Source organism: Afipia sp. P52-10 (genome assembly GCF_000516555.1).
Lineage (GTDB): Bacteria > Pseudomonadota > Alphaproteobacteria > Rhizobiales > Xanthobacteraceae > P52-10.
This window is the reverse complement of the sequence record NZ_AZSJ01000003.1, coordinates 2,217,127-2,230,063: the sequence shown is the minus strand read 5'-3', so window position 1 is coordinate 2,230,063 and position 12,937 is coordinate 2,217,127. Positions and strand designations below refer to the sequence as shown.

The 12,937-nt window shown below is 65.4% G+C and carries 17 protein-coding genes; 5 read left to right on the top strand and 12 right to left on the bottom strand.

The features are described from left to right. Window positions 1-146 precede the first annotated feature (146 nt). From X566_RS11840 to X566_RS11830, 3 genes are all read right to left on the bottom strand, one after another. Window positions 147-1,391 carry an RNA polymerase sigma factor gene (locus X566_RS11840; RefSeq protein ID WP_034466432.1) on the bottom strand — a complete coding sequence of 415 codons (1,245 nt, stop codon included), beginning with the start codon at window positions 1,389-1,391 and terminating at the stop codon, window positions 147-149. A 90-nt stretch (window positions 1,392-1,481) separates the two neighbouring features. Further along, the gene (locus X566_RS11835; RefSeq protein WP_034466429.1) at window positions 1,482-1,838 is read right to left on the bottom strand and encodes a YciI family protein; all 357 of its coding nucleotides are present in this window, start codon (window positions 1,836-1,838) and stop codon (window positions 1,482-1,484) included. Window positions 1,839-1,888: 50 nt separating this feature from the next. Then, the gene (locus X566_RS11830; protein ID WP_034466425.1) at window positions 1,889-2,068 is read right to left on the bottom strand and encodes a hypothetical protein; all 180 of its coding nucleotides are present in this window, start codon (window positions 2,066-2,068) and stop codon (window positions 1,889-1,891) included. Window positions 2,069-2,260: 192 nt separating this feature from the next. On the opposite strand from X566_RS11830, the gene X566_RS11825 reads away from it, so the two are divergent. Beyond that, window positions 2,261-2,548, top strand: coding sequence for a hypothetical protein (locus tag X566_RS11825; RefSeq protein WP_034466422.1), 288 nt, complete (start codon window positions 2,261-2,263; stop codon window positions 2,546-2,548). A 24-nt stretch (window positions 2,549-2,572) separates the two neighbouring features. On the opposite strand, the gene X566_RS11820 is transcribed toward X566_RS11825, so the two are convergent. The 3 genes from X566_RS11820 to X566_RS11810 are packed head-to-tail and all read right to left on the bottom strand — an operon-like array spanning window position 2,573 to window position 3,840. Further along, window positions 2,573-3,121, bottom strand: a complete 549-nt coding sequence (locus X566_RS11820) for a GNAT family N-acetyltransferase (RefSeq protein WP_034466419.1) — start codon at window positions 3,119-3,121, stop codon at window positions 2,573-2,575. Between the two features lie 20 nt (window positions 3,122-3,141). Then, window positions 3,142-3,537: a VOC family protein gene (locus tag X566_RS11815; protein WP_034466416.1), complete on the bottom strand. Its 396-nt coding sequence runs from the start codon at window positions 3,535-3,537 to the stop codon at window positions 3,142-3,144. Continuing rightward, on the bottom strand, window positions 3,538-3,840 hold the full coding sequence (locus X566_RS11810; protein ID WP_034468442.1) for a helix-turn-helix transcriptional regulator: 303 nt from the start codon (window positions 3,838-3,840) through the stop codon (window positions 3,538-3,540). It lies immediately after the preceding gene. A gap of 227 nt (window positions 3,841-4,067) precedes the next feature. Between X566_RS11810 and X566_RS11805 the strand changes: the two genes are divergently transcribed. After that, complete coding sequence (locus tag X566_RS11805; protein ID WP_034466415.1) at window positions 4,068-4,703, top strand: bifunctional 2-polyprenyl-6-hydroxyphenol methylase/3-demethylubiquinol 3-O-methyltransferase UbiG; 636 nt, start codon at window positions 4,068-4,070, stop codon at window positions 4,701-4,703. A gap of 38 nt (window positions 4,704-4,741) precedes the next feature. On the opposite strand, the gene X566_RS24665 is transcribed toward X566_RS11805, so the two are convergent. From X566_RS24665 to X566_RS11790, 4 genes are all read right to left on the bottom strand, one after another. Then, on the bottom strand, window positions 4,742-5,350 hold the full coding sequence (locus tag X566_RS24665) for a hypothetical protein (RefSeq protein WP_152539851.1): 609 nt from the start codon (window positions 5,348-5,350) through the stop codon (window positions 4,742-4,744). A 68-nt stretch (window positions 5,351-5,418) separates the two neighbouring features. Beyond that, window positions 5,419-5,553 carry a hypothetical protein gene (locus X566_RS25450; RefSeq protein WP_275451020.1) on the bottom strand — a complete coding sequence of 45 codons (135 nt, stop codon included), beginning with the start codon at window positions 5,551-5,553 and terminating at the stop codon, window positions 5,419-5,421. Then, entirely contained in the window at window positions 5,550-5,942 is a 393-nt protein-coding gene (locus X566_RS11795; RefSeq protein WP_034468437.1) for a DUF1850 domain-containing protein, read from the bottom strand. The genes X566_RS25450 and X566_RS11795 overlap by 4 nt, the downstream gene beginning before the upstream one ends. Beyond that, window positions 5,939-8,077 carry a TRAP transporter permease gene (locus X566_RS11790; protein ID WP_034466412.1) on the bottom strand — a complete coding sequence of 713 codons (2,139 nt, stop codon included), beginning with the start codon at window positions 8,075-8,077 and terminating at the stop codon, window positions 5,939-5,941. The genes X566_RS11795 and X566_RS11790 overlap by 4 nt, the downstream gene beginning before the upstream one ends. Before the next feature lie 369 nt (window positions 8,078-8,446). Here X566_RS11790 and X566_RS11785 point away from each other — a divergent pair, with 369 nt between their 5' ends. Further along, window positions 8,447-8,794 carry a hypothetical protein gene (locus tag X566_RS11785; RefSeq protein WP_034466410.1) on the top strand — a complete coding sequence of 116 codons (348 nt, stop codon included), beginning with the start codon at window positions 8,447-8,449 and terminating at the stop codon, window positions 8,792-8,794. A 152-nt stretch (window positions 8,795-8,946) separates the two neighbouring features. Here the strand turns inward: X566_RS11785 and X566_RS11780 are convergent, their stop codons facing one another. Continuing rightward, window positions 8,947-9,906, bottom strand: a complete 960-nt coding sequence (locus tag X566_RS11780; protein WP_034466408.1) for a TAXI family TRAP transporter solute-binding subunit — start codon at window positions 9,904-9,906, stop codon at window positions 8,947-8,949. Window positions 9,907-10,047: 141 nt separating this feature from the next. Continuing rightward, the gene (locus tag X566_RS23920; RefSeq protein ID WP_051444035.1) at window positions 10,048-10,830 is read right to left on the bottom strand and encodes a helix-turn-helix domain-containing protein; all 783 of its coding nucleotides are present in this window, start codon (window positions 10,828-10,830) and stop codon (window positions 10,048-10,050) included. A 119-nt stretch (window positions 10,831-10,949) separates the two neighbouring features. Between X566_RS23920 and X566_RS11770 the strand changes: the two genes are divergently transcribed. Together X566_RS11770 and X566_RS11765 are read left to right on the top strand one after the other, a co-directional pair. Beyond that, entirely contained in the window at window positions 10,950-11,783 is an 834-nt protein-coding gene (locus X566_RS11770) for a TauD/TfdA family dioxygenase (protein ID WP_034466407.1), read from the top strand. A gap of 76 nt (window positions 11,784-11,859) precedes the next feature. Next, the gene (locus X566_RS11765) at window positions 11,860-12,897 is read left to right on the top strand and encodes a YeiH family protein (protein ID WP_034466404.1); all 1,038 of its coding nucleotides are present in this window, start codon (window positions 11,860-11,862) and stop codon (window positions 12,895-12,897) included. Window positions 12,898-12,937: the final 40 nt, after the last annotated feature.

Sequence of the window (12,937 nt, the reverse complement as noted above, 5' to 3'; positions counted from 1 at the left end):
TGTTTGAGACCCAGTGTAGCGCGAGTGTCGTGGATCAGAAATTCGCACCACAGCTTTCGCTCGAAACGCTCTCGATACGCGACGGACCATAGAGCGGATCGGCGGGGTGGGAAGCGCGACTTAAGGCGGAAAACCCACCCCACAGGTCATGTCCCGTTGAGTTCCGCGAGCCGCCGCTCGAGCCAGCGCCGCTCGGGAGCGACCTTGGCCAGCGCGATTGCGTGCGCATAGGCCGCGCGCGCCTCCTCGCGCCGTTGCAGCCGGGCCAGCAGGTCGGCCCGCACCGCGGGATAGAGGTGATAGCCCGCAAGCGTCTCCCGCGCGGCGAGCGAGTCCACGAGGTTGAGCGCCGCCTGCGGGCCGTCGACCATCGAGACCGCCGCGGCATGGTTGAGCGCCACCACCGGTGACGGCTGCAGCCGCATCAACACATCGTAGAGGCCCGCGATCTGCCGCCAGTCCGTCGCCGCATAGCTTGCCGCCTGCGCATGCAGCGCGGCGATCGCCGCCTGCACCGCATAGACGCTCGGCAGGCCGGGCGCGCGCAACGCGCGCTCCACCAATGCGGCCCCCTCGGCGATCTGCGGCCCGTGCCAGAGGCTGCGATCCTGATCCTCCAGCCGCACCAGATCGCCATGGATGGTGACGCGCGCATGCCTGCGCGCATCGTGCAGCAGCATCAAGGCCAGTAGGCCCTGCACGTCCGCCCGCCCCGGCATCAACCGGTGCAGCAGCCGGCCGAGGCGAATGGCCTCGCGGGTCAGGTCCTCGCGCAGCAGCGCGTCGCCTTCGGTCGGCGCATAGCCTTCGGTGAAGACCAGATAGATGGTGGCCAGCGCGCCGTCGATGCGCGCGTCCAGCATCGTCGCAGCCGGCGCCTCATAGGGAATCTTCGCGGTGCGGATCTTCGCCTTCGCCCGCACCAGCCGCTGCGCCATCGCCTCGTCCGTCACCAGGAACGCGCGGGCGATCTCGCCGGTCTGCAGGCCGCACACCGCGCGCAGCGTCAGCGCCACCTGCGCCTCGGTGTTCAATGCCGGATGGCAGCAGGTGAAGATCAGCCGCAGCATGTCGTCGTCGAACACCGGCGCATCCGGCTCATCCGGCATCGCCTGCGCCGCGATCACCGCTTCCGCCTCCAGCTCGCGCCGCTTGTCGTGCCATGACGTGCGGCGGCGGATGCGGTCGATCGCCTTGTGGCGGCCGACATTGACGAGCCAGGCGCGCGGATTCTGCGGCAGGCCGGTCAGCGGCCACTGGGTCAGCGCCGCCGCGAACGCATCCTGCAGCGCGTCCTCGGCATATTCGAAATCGCCGACGAGGCGGATCAGCGTCGCCAGCGCCCGACCCGCCTCCTCCCGAAACACGACCTCGATCTCGGATGCCTTCACGATCGACCTCGTTCGGACAAACGCGGCACGAGCCGTCCTCGCCCTTGCCATGACGCAGTCTCGCCTCGTGCCACGCCGATCCCAGCCGCCCTACATCTCGCTAAGCGGCCAGATCGGCCGCACCTCGACGCAGCCGACCCGCGCGGTCGGAATCCGCGCCGCGATCGCGGTCGCCTCATCGAGGTTCTTCGCCTCGATCAGATAATAGCCGCCGAGCTGCTCGCGCGTTTCGGCAAACGGGCCGTCGGTGGTCATGGTCTTGCCGTCCCGCACCCGCACCGTGGTCGCCATCGCCACCGGCCGCAGCCGCTCGCCGCCCTTGTAGTTGCCGCTCTGGATGATGCCCTGGGTAAAGGTGCCGTACTCGGCCGTCGCAGCCGCGACCTCGGCCTGCGGCCGTGCCGCGTATTCAGCCTCGTTGCTGTAGATCAGGAGAAGGTATTGCATCGGTTGCTCCACTGTTTCCCGGATAAGGGCAAAAGCCTCGGCTGAACGGCTCAGCCGGTCCGGCCTTCCTCGCGCATGATCCAGGTCCAAACGCCGGTTCCCATCTGGGGGATCATGCCCGCCCAGCATCCAGTCGAACGGATCCAGCCCGATTCGACACTCAGGACAAGAAAACGGACGAACAATATCGCCAGGGGTTCGAGCTGTGGCAGCAGCAAGGCTAACGGCATGGGTCGCTCCTGTCGATTGACGTGATGGGCGCTCGTCCACCAGTCGGATGGCCGGCCGCGATTTCGACAAGGGGATGCGCAAAAAAACGCTACAATAGGCTGTTGCACTGCTGCCCTTTATAAAGGGAGTTCCGATCCAGCCCACGCGAATGGACCGGCCGGAGGCCGCCCGGTCCGCCAGGACAACCGCCGATGCCCGCGCCGACCAAATTCCAGTTTCAACTGCACTACGACGCGATGCAGCTTTTGATCGCACGCGGCATCGCATTCCAGAACGAGACGGTGGAGCGGCCGACCGATCTGGCGATCCAGCTGACGTTTCGCGACGTCGCGCTGTGGATCTTCAAGGACGGCGTCACCATCCGCGGCGGCGGCGTCGATCGCGCCTTCGAATCCAGTGACTTCAAGAACCTCGAAGCGCTGAAGGCCGCGTGTCTCGATTATCTCAAGACGCTGCCGCAGATGCTGCCGACGGATTAGCCGGCCGTCACCGGCCGACCAGCGTCATGCCGCAAATCCGGCGGGCACGATCCAGACGAGCCCGCGCCATCGCCCGCCATGTGCGCTCTCCACCACGAAATCCCGCGCGGGCGCCCGCACCAGATTGAGCCTCGCCATAACCGCCTGCGATCGCAGATTGTCGGCGCTGGTATAGGACAGGATTTCGCGCACCCCGACACGATGAACGGCATCATCAAGCGCCGCCCTGGCGCTCTCGGTCGCATAACCGTGTCCCCAGGCGCTGCGCACGAACCGCCAGCCGACCTCGTGATGCGGGCCGAGCGGATGGTCATGCAACAAGCGCGGCATCACCCCTGCATAGCCCAAGAACGCACCGGCAGGACTTTCCACCGCCCATCGGGACACGCCATGCTCGCGCAGCGCGGCGCAATACCTGTCGAACTTCTCTCCACTCTCCAACCGATCGATCGGCCCGCCGAGATCGGCCATCACTGCCGGATCGGCATGCATCGCGGCGAACGCGTCGCGATGGCGCTCCTGCCATGGCCGGAGCACGAGGCGCGGCGTTTCGATCACAGGGGCCTGAACCATCGATGTTCGACATTCGGCTGCTAGGATTGGCCCGTCATCTGCACCAGCTGAATGAGATTGCCGCAGGTGTCGTCCAGCACGGCCATGCGCACCGTCCCGGCCTGCATCGGCGCGATGGTGAAGGCGACGCCGGCGTTGCGCAGCCTTTCGCATTCGCCGTCGAGGTCGTCCACCTGGAAGGATGCCGCGGGAATGCCGTCGGCGACCAGCGCCGTCTTGTACGGCTTCACCGCAGGATGCTCGCTCGGCTCGAGCAACAGTTCGGTCCCCTCGGGCTGCTCCGGCGAGACGACGGTCAGCCAGCGATGCTCGCCCAAGGGAATATCGTGCTTCAGCTTGAAGCCGAGCGTGTTGGTATAGAAATCCAGCGCTTTGGCCTGATCGTCGACAAAGACGCTCGTGACGTAGATTCGCATTCATGATCCTTTCTTGAAGAAGGGATTGATCGCAAGCTCAGCCGCCTTTCGCAGCGGCGCCAGGTTGGCCGCATGCGCTTTGGTCCGCCCCTGCCAGGAGATGTCCAGCAAGCCGGCCCGTTCCAGCATTTCCAGATGCTGCGAGACCGTCTGCCGCGACAGCGGCTGTCCGTTCTCGGCAATCGAATCGACGCAAATCTCAAACAGCGACCGGCCGGGCCGTCGCTGCAGAAGCGCGAGGACGCGCCGCCGCTCCGGATGCGCCAGCGCCTTGAAGACGAGGTCGATCTGATCGTCCTGCATCAGCGGCATTATGCAGTAATATTACTGCATGTCAATCCGCAGCCGGCCAGCGTCGCAGCGCGGTGGCTGAAGCCGGACACCATGACCAGAGCCGGACCATGCGGCCGGTTTTCAGTCCTCGGATTCGGTGGCACCATCGACGCGTCGATCAACGCTCCGCCTTAAAAGCCGCTCTTTTGCGTAGCAATGGCATGTCCCTGCCGAATGATTGCGAGGAACGACCCATCATGAGCCTAACCAGCGACGCCCGCTTCTGGGACCGCACCTCCCGGAAGTATTCGAAAGGCGCGATCGCCGATCAGGCCGGCTATGAGCGCACGCTGGAGCGGACCCGCGCGCTGTTGAAACCCGACGACAGGGTGCTTGAGCTCGGCTGCGGCACCGGAACGACGGCGCTGCGGCTCGCAGGCAGCGTTCGACAGTATCTGGCGACGGATATTTCCGCCGGGATGATCGCGATCGCCGAAGACAAGCGCATGGCCAGTCTTATTCCGGGGCTTGCGTTTCGCACGGCAGCCGCCGAGACGCTTGCGCCTGAAGACGGGCCGTTCAAAGCCGTGCTTGGATTCAACTATCTCCACCTCGTGCGCGATCTGCCCGGCACGTTGCGGCACATCCACATGCTGCTCGCCGACGATGGCCTGCTCATCTCCAAGACGCCGTGCGTCGGCGAGATGAATCCGCTGATCCGGCTGGCGCTGCCGCTGATGCGCGGCGTTGGCCTCGCCCCTTATGCCGGCGTCTTCCGGGTTGCGGAGCTGAGCCAGCACCTGCACGGCGCCGGTTTCGACATCCTCGCAACCGAGATCCATGCCAGCAAGGGCAACGACAACCGGCCCTACATCGTCGCCCGCAAGCGGTGAGGTGTCGGTCGGCGCATTTGGCGACTCTCGCTCTTACCCTAGGCCAAATAGAGACCAAGTCCGATTGGATCGGAACGGGTTTCCACATGGGCATGATACTGCTTCTTGATTGGGTCCCAGTCGAACCAGATCGCCGCCTCATCCTCCAGGGGATGGGGGAGCGCATCGTCCATGACGGATAGTTGCACCCTGCAAAGCTCCTTCGGTCGAGAGGCCGCGACGATCTCAGCGAATATTCGCAACTCATACTCTCCAGCCGAAAAACGGAACTCTGGAGAGCCGTCAGGAGGATTGAAGTGATGATTTTCAGCAATGCCTATAGGCGGTGCAAACAGTCCACTTCCCCGGGACAAGGATGTGTTTCCATGGCCCCACACAGTGAAGTCATGCTTCGCCCCTCCTTGCTGCAGCGTGACAAACATATTCTGAATCACGCGTCCACGCGTCCCAGTGCTGTAGAGTAACCCACGGATAAAAACTTTTGGCTTTATCACATGACCATTCGGTCCAAGCTTGTCGTAGTTGAATGAAATGAAGGTAGGTCGCGTCATTCGGAGCGCGCCCCGTCGAAGCAAACTCATCCAAGCAGTGATTCCAGAAACCACCAGTGCAAGAAGAGAGATAGTAGTTGAAACGGGCTCTGCCATGACTCATGAGTATCTTGGCAAGCTATTGCCTGCAATCATTCGGGCGCAGGATTCCAGACTTTCCTGATTCAGCCCTCGCCCCACGCGTCGAGCGCGCCGAGCTTCATGGTCTGCACGACCGGCGGCAGTGTTGCCTGCCCTGAGACAAGTTCGTCCAGGCGCCGCGTGGCCCATGTGCCGTTCGTCATTGTCGCGTTCGTCATTCGCCCCCCTTTGGCCCGGCATCGCACGCGCTCATCACCGTGCCATGCGGATCGGGCGCCTGCCCGAGCAACTCGCTCAGCGTGTTGCAGCGGCCGTCCACGCACACGCGCCACTCGCCGGCCGCGCCCGAATGGCCGAGCACGACCTGTTTGCGCAGGACTGGCGCCGGCTGCCAGCGCCACCAGCCGCGATCGAGCCGCGCCTCCGGCGGCGGCTCCATGCCTGCGCCGGAGCCCTTGATGCGCGCCGCGACCAGCGTCAAGCCATCGCCCGCCACGCGCCAATCCTCCTGCCAGTCGACCTTCTCCACCGAATGGGTCCAGACCAGCGTGAAGGCTGCAACCTGCAGCGTCTTCAGGACGCCGGCCGACGCGAAGCAGAGGCTCACGCGGGCACCGGCGCCGCCGGCCGCGCCCGCTTGCGCCATTGCCAGGCGATGACGCCGATGGCGATCACGGCACCGATCGGATCGCTGTACTGGAATTCGCCGAGCAGGCAGAGCGCGCTGGCGAACGCAACCACCCGCTCCAGCACGCTGAGACGCGCGAACAGGAAGCCGATCGCCACCACGCCGAACATGCCGATCGCGAGGCACGCCTTCACCAGCGCATACAGCACCGCGCCATAGAAGCCGAGCACCGGCTCCATCGGATCGCCGGACTGCAGCATCAACGCCGGCGAATACACGGCGATGAACGGGATCACGTAGCCCGCGAGCGCGATGCGCATCGCCTCCCAGCCGATCTTGTCCGGATTCTCCTTGGCGATTGGCGCGGCCGCCAGCGCCGCCAGCGCCACCGGCGGCGACAGGTCGGCCATGATGCCGAAGTAGAACGAGAACATGTGGCTGATGATCAGCGGCACGCCGAGCTTGGCGAGCGCGGGAGCCGCGAGCGCCGCGGTGATGATGTAGACCGGGATGGTCGGAACGCCGGTGCCGAGCAGGATCGACAGGATCATCGTCAGCACCAGCGCCAGGAACAGGCTCTGCTGGCCGATGCCGATCACCCAGTTGCCGAAGGTGGTGCCGATACCGGTCTGCGTCATCATGCCGATGATGGTGCCGACGATGGCGCAGGCCATGCCGACGGTGAGCGCGGTCTTCGAACTCTCGGCGAGCGAATCGCGGCAGGCGGCCAACGTGGCGCGGCCGCCCTGGGTGAGGCCGGAGATCGCCACCAGCGCGGCGACCACCAGCGCCACCATCGCCACGTTCAGCCCGTTGCGCAGCAGGGCTGCGACCACGAGCGCAAGCCCGATCCAGAAGATGTAGCGCAGCACCTTGTTGGAGAAACCGAGCGTGATGCTGGCGCCGAGGATCAGCGCCACCGTGAGCGACAAGCCCATGGTGCCGGCATAAAGCGGGGTAAAGCCCTCGAACAGCATGAACACCAGCGTCGCCAGCGGCAGCACAAGGTACCAGCGCCCGCTGAGCGCCTTGATCACGCTCGGGATCTCGTCGCGGCTCATGCCGGTGAGGCCGTATTTGCCGGCCTCCAGATGCACCATCCAAAACGCGGAGGCGAAATACAGGAACGCCGGGATCACCGCGGCCTTGACGATCACCGAGTAATCGACGCCGAGCGTCTCGGCCATGATGAAGGCGACCGCGCCCATCACCGGCGGCATGATCTGGCCGCCCATCGAGGCGGTGGCCTCGACGCCGGCGGCGAACGCGCGGCGATAGCCGAAGCGGATCATCAAGGGAATGGTGAACTGGCCGACGGTGACGACGTTGGCGACGCCGGAGCCGGAGATCGTGCCCATCAGCCCGGACGACACCACCGCAACCTTCGCAGGCCCGCCGCGTGAGCCGCCGAACAGGCCGAGCGAGACATCGTTGAACAGCTTGATCATGCCGGCGCGCTCCAGGAACGAGCCGAACAGGATGAACAGGAAGATGTAGGTGGCGGAGACGTAGATCGGCGTGCCGTAGAAGCCTTCGGTGCCGTACGACAGATGGGTGATGATCTGGTCGAAGCCGTAACCGCGATGAGTGAACGGCGACGGCAGGTACTGGCCGAAGAACCAGTACAGCAAACAGGCGCCGCACATGATCGGCAGCGCATTGCCCATCATCCGCCGCGTGCCCTCGAAGATCAGCACCACGAGCGCGGTGCCGACGACGAGATCGAGCGTGGTCGGATCACCGTCACGGATGATCAGATCTTTGTAGAAGATCCATTGATAGAGGCCGAGGAAGAAGCCGAGCGCGCCGATTGCCCAGGCGGCGGCGCGGCCAGCGTTGGTCTTGGCGGTGAAGTTGCCCATCAGCCCGAACGACAACAGCAGGATGAAGCCGACATGGACGCCGCGCACCACCTGGCTCGGCAGCACAGCCCAGGCCGCCATGATCAGCTGAAAGGTGGCAAAGGCGATGCCCACCGCATAGGCGAGATAGCCCCAGCCGCTCGGACCGAAGCCCGGCGGAAACCCATGCTCGAAATTGTTGTCGAGGACGCTCTTGGCGTCGGCCGCCGATCCAGCCGCACCGCCATGCTGACCTGCCTTGTCCTCTAGCACTGAACCCCCTCCCCTTTTCACAGCGTCCAAAGCCCAGACGCAGATCCAGACACGATCCAAGACTCAAGGCCGCAGACGAGGACGGACGATCAAGGAACAGGTCGAGATATCGCTTAGCACCGGTCACTTGGTACTGGTCATCTGGCACTGGTCCCGGTTGCCCCGGGAACCAAATGGCCGGTGACCATAATGCCACACATCAATCCGCCGCAATCTCTTTCCAGCGGCCGCATGGCATCTCCGATCCATGCCGGGCGTGTCACGGGTTTGGGACCGGAATCGCCTCGAGGCATAAGGCGGCAGAACAGTTGGGACGACCATGATCACGTCAGCATCCGCACAGCCCGCGCCACGGCGATCGCACACACCATGGCTGCCGCGCACATCATGGCGCCGCGCACGGCGCGACTGCTGGCGCCTGCCGCAGCGCTGATGCTGCCGCTGGACGCAGTACCCGCTGTCACCCAGAGCGGCCAGCAACCGACCGTGAAGCGCAAGACAACCGACGGCGAGGCGCGCCTCATCGCCCGGATCAACGACGCCTATCGCAAACTCGCAGCCGGCGACGGCGACCGGAACGCAAGCTTCGCGGCCCTGCGCACAGCGCTCGCGGATGCGGCGTCATCGCAGTCCGTGCGCTTCGCGCCGTGCAATACACCGCGATCGGCATTCGGCTCGAACAGCGCGGACAACTTCAGGCGGCGGAGATCCTGCTGACCGACGCGTTCGGCGGCCGGAGCGCGACCACCGAAACCGCCGAGCTTGCCGACCTGACGCTGCTGATGGGCATGGTCAAATCCCGCCTGCGCAAACAAAAGAGCGCCGTCGCTTACCGATGGCGCCCTTTCAATCAGATAGAAGCGGCACGCTTACTTCAGGATGCCCTTCTCCTTGTAGTAGCGCACGGCGCCCGGATGCAGCGGCACCGGCGAGCCGGAGGCGGCGGTCTCCAGCTTGATGTCCTTGCCGGCGACGTGGGCGTTGGCCAGCTCCGGCAGCGACTCGAACAGCAGCTTGGTCATCTGATAGGCGGTCTCGTCGGAAACGCCGGAATGGGTGACGAGATAGTTCACCACCGCCGCGGTCTCCACGTCCTTATCCTGGCCCTTGTAGGTGTTGGCCGGGATCTTCACCGAGACGAACGGCGGGCCGATCTTGTCGACGATCGCCTTCGGCACCGACACCACCGTCACCTCCATCGCGTTCGACAGGTCGCGCAGCGAGGCAACGCCGAGACCTGCCGACTGCAGCGTGGCGCCGAGCTGGCGGTTCTTCATCAGGTCCACCGATTCCGCGAACGGCAGGTACTCGACCTTGCCGATGTCCGAGTAGCTCATGCCCGCCGCCTTCAGGATCGCACGGGTGTTCAACTCGGTGCCGGACTTCGGCGCGCCGACCGACAGGCTCTTGCCCTTGAGGTCGGTCAGCGTGTTGATGCCGCTGTCCTTGGTGGCGACGAGCTGGATATAGTTCGGATAGATCGCCGCGATCGTCCGCAGCTTGCCGAGCTTGTTCTTGAAGCCCGCCTCCTCGTCGCCGTCCCACGCCGCCTTCAGCGAGTCGCCCAGCGTGAAGGCGATCTCACCGCGGCCCTGCTCCAGCAGCACCAGATTTTCCACCGACGCCTTGGTGGCTTGCACCTGGGTCTTCACGCCTGAAATCTTGTCGCCGTAGATTTTGCCGAGCGCGACGCCGAGCGGGTAGTAGACGCCGGAGGTGCCGCCGGTCAGCACGTTGATGAATTGCTGGGCGTGGGCCGCAGGCGCGGCCAGTGCAACAGCTGATGCGAGCGCGGCAGCGGCCGTTGCGATGACAAGCGAACGTCTCATTGGAAAATTTCTCCCCTAGCCAAATTGTTGACCGAGATGACGGCAGGACGGCGCCAACGTCAACCCAGCCGAACGACGAAGAGCAATGCAAGAAGCGGCACGATGCCGCGCCGACCGCTCACGGCCGGGACGGCTTTCACCTCATGGGGCGGGCGCGCCCGCGAACGACTGCTGGGCGATCTCGCGTGCGAGCGCACTCAATTCCGGCCCATAGCGTTGCGCCGCCTGCTCCTCCGTCATCACCCGCTTCGGATAACGCAGCGTCAACGCGCCCATCACATGCTGGCCGCGCACGATCGGCACCGCCATGCCGTTCAGCCGCCGCGACCGGTTTGAGCGCGTGAACGCGTAGCCGCGCTCGCGCACGATCGCGAGCCGCCGCTCCAGCAGCGCCCGCTGGGCCGCGGGCATCTTGCCGCCGTCGCGCATGACCACCGCATCGATGATCGAGCGCCGCTCGTCCGCCGCGCAGAAGGCGAGATAGGCGAGGCCGAGCGCGCTTTCGTAAATCTGAAACTTCAGGTCGTAGCCCGCGGTCTCGAACGAAAGCGGGCTTTCCGGCGCCGTGGTGTGCCGCAGCAGAACCACCGCATCGCTGACGGTGCCGAGATAGACCGGCCATCCGGTCCGCTGCGTGAAGGCGCTCATCGGCCCCGCCGCCGCGTGCACCAGATGATCGATGAAGCGCACCCCGGCCGCCAGCGCCAGCACCCGGTCGGTGATGCGATAGCCGATGCTGCGCGACACCCGCGTCACGTAGCCGAGCGCGATCAAGGTCTCCAGCAGCCGCGCGACCGTCGATTTCGGCAGCGCGGTCGCGGCCGCGAGTTCGGCCAGCGTCGAGGTGCGATGGCGGTTCAGCGCCTCCAGGAGCAGAAAGGCGCGCTCGACCGGCGCGATCGCTGCGGGTGAAGCGAGCGGCATGCGGGAAGCCTATTCCGTAATACGGAATTTGTCGACTTCCCGCGCCGGGCGCAGGAGAGCGCTTGTTATGGTGCCGGCCTCGGAAACGCCGTTTCACAGCCAGCGTTAAGGAAACCACCATGGCCTACCAGACCATCGACGTTCGCAAGCTGACGCCGACCATCGGCGCGGAGATCCACGGCATCGATCTCGCCAAGCCGCTCGGCAACCAGCAGTTCCAGGAGGTGCACGATGCGCTGATGGAAAACCTGGTGATCTTCTTCCGCGACCAGGAGCTGACGGTCGAGCAGCACAAGGATTTCGGCAAGCTGTTCGGCAAGCTGCACTACCACCCCAACGCGCCGAAGCTGATCGAGGGACACCCGGAAATCCTCGTCATCAAGGCCGACGAGAAGAGCAAGCATGTGGCCGGCGAAGAGTGGCACTCGGACGTGTCCTGCGACGCCGAGCCGCCGATGGGATCGATCCTCTACATGCACGAGCCGGCGGCGAACGGCGGCGGCGACACCATGTTCGCCAACATGTACGCGGCCTATGACACGCTGTCGGATTCGATGAAGCGTTTCCTCGAGGGGCTGACGGCGATCCACGACAGCGCCAAGGCGATCACCCATCGCCGCCGCAATGGCGCGAGCGACCAGACATTTCCACAGGCGGAACACCCGGTGATCCGTACCCATCCGGTGACGCAGCGCAAGCTGCTGTTCGTCAACCGCGGCTTCACCACCAAGGTCACCCAGCTCAAGCGCAGCGAAAGCGACGCCTTGCTGGAGATGCTGTTCCGCCATGTCGAGACGCCGGAATTCCACTGCCGCTTCAAGTGGCAGAAGCACTCGGTGGCGTTCTGGGACAACCGCTCGTGCCAGCACCAGGCGATGTTCGACTATTGGCCGAACCGCCGCTACGCCCATCGTGTCACCGTGGCCGGCGACAAGCCTTACTACCGCGCCTGAGCGCACCCCCACATCAACACCTTGCGAGAGGCGCTCCGCCTCTCGCTCTCTCCAAGACCCAACGCCAAGCAGCCTCATGACCGACATCGAAACCCCACGTCTCCGCGCCTTCGCGGGCGGACGGCGCATCGGCGACATCCTCCGGCTCACCATGCCCGGATTGCTCGCCAGCGTCGTCGTCGCGATCGCCGCGACCTCGCTGTCGGAACACTATGCGGCGCCGGTGATGCTGTTCGCGCTGCTGCTCGGCATGGCGCTGAATTTTCTCTTCGAGGAAGGCCGCTGCGTCGCCGGCATCAACTTCGCCGCCAAGCATGTGCTGCGCTGGTCGATCGCGCTGCTTGGCGCGCAGATGACCGCGGCCGATCTCGGCAGCCTCGGCGTGGCGCCGATCGGCACGATGGTCGCGGGCGTCGCGGTGACGATCGCGTTCGGCGCGCTGGCCGCGCCCCTGCTCGGCCTCGACCGCCGCGTCGGCGCGCTGACCGGCGGCGCGGTGGCGATCTGCGGCGCATCCGCCGCGCTGGCGATCGCCGCGATCCTGCCGAAGACCGAGACCTCCGAACGCGACACCGCCTTCACGGTGATCGGCGTGACCGCGCTGTCGACGCTGGCGATGATCATCTATCCGGCGATCGCGGCCGCGCTGCACTTCGACCATCGCGCGGCCGGCATCTTCCTCGGCGGCACCATCCACGATGTCGCGCAGGTGGCGGGCGCGGGCTTCAGCATCTCCGACGAGACCGGCCATCTGGCGACGCTGACCAAGCTGTTCCGGGTGCTGCTGCTGTTGCCCGCGGTCTACGTACTCGGCCTGATGTTCGCGGGCGGACAGAGCGAGGGCGTGCGGGCCACGCCGGCGATTCCGGGTTTCCTGATCGGCTTTGCCGCCCTCGCCGCGCTGAACAGCCTGCACGCGATCCCGCAGGCGGCGCTGCCGGTGCTGGCGCAGGTCTCGCGGTGGGGCCTGGTGGTGGCGATCGCCGCACTCGGCATGAAGACCTCGATCCGCGCGGTGGCAAAGCTCGGCTTCCGCCCGGTGCTGCTGCTGGTGGCGGAAACGCTGCTGCTGATGCTGCTGGTGATCGCCGCGATCACATGGCTGCCGGGCTGAACGTTTGACAGACCATGTCAGTCATCGAGCGTCATTGCGG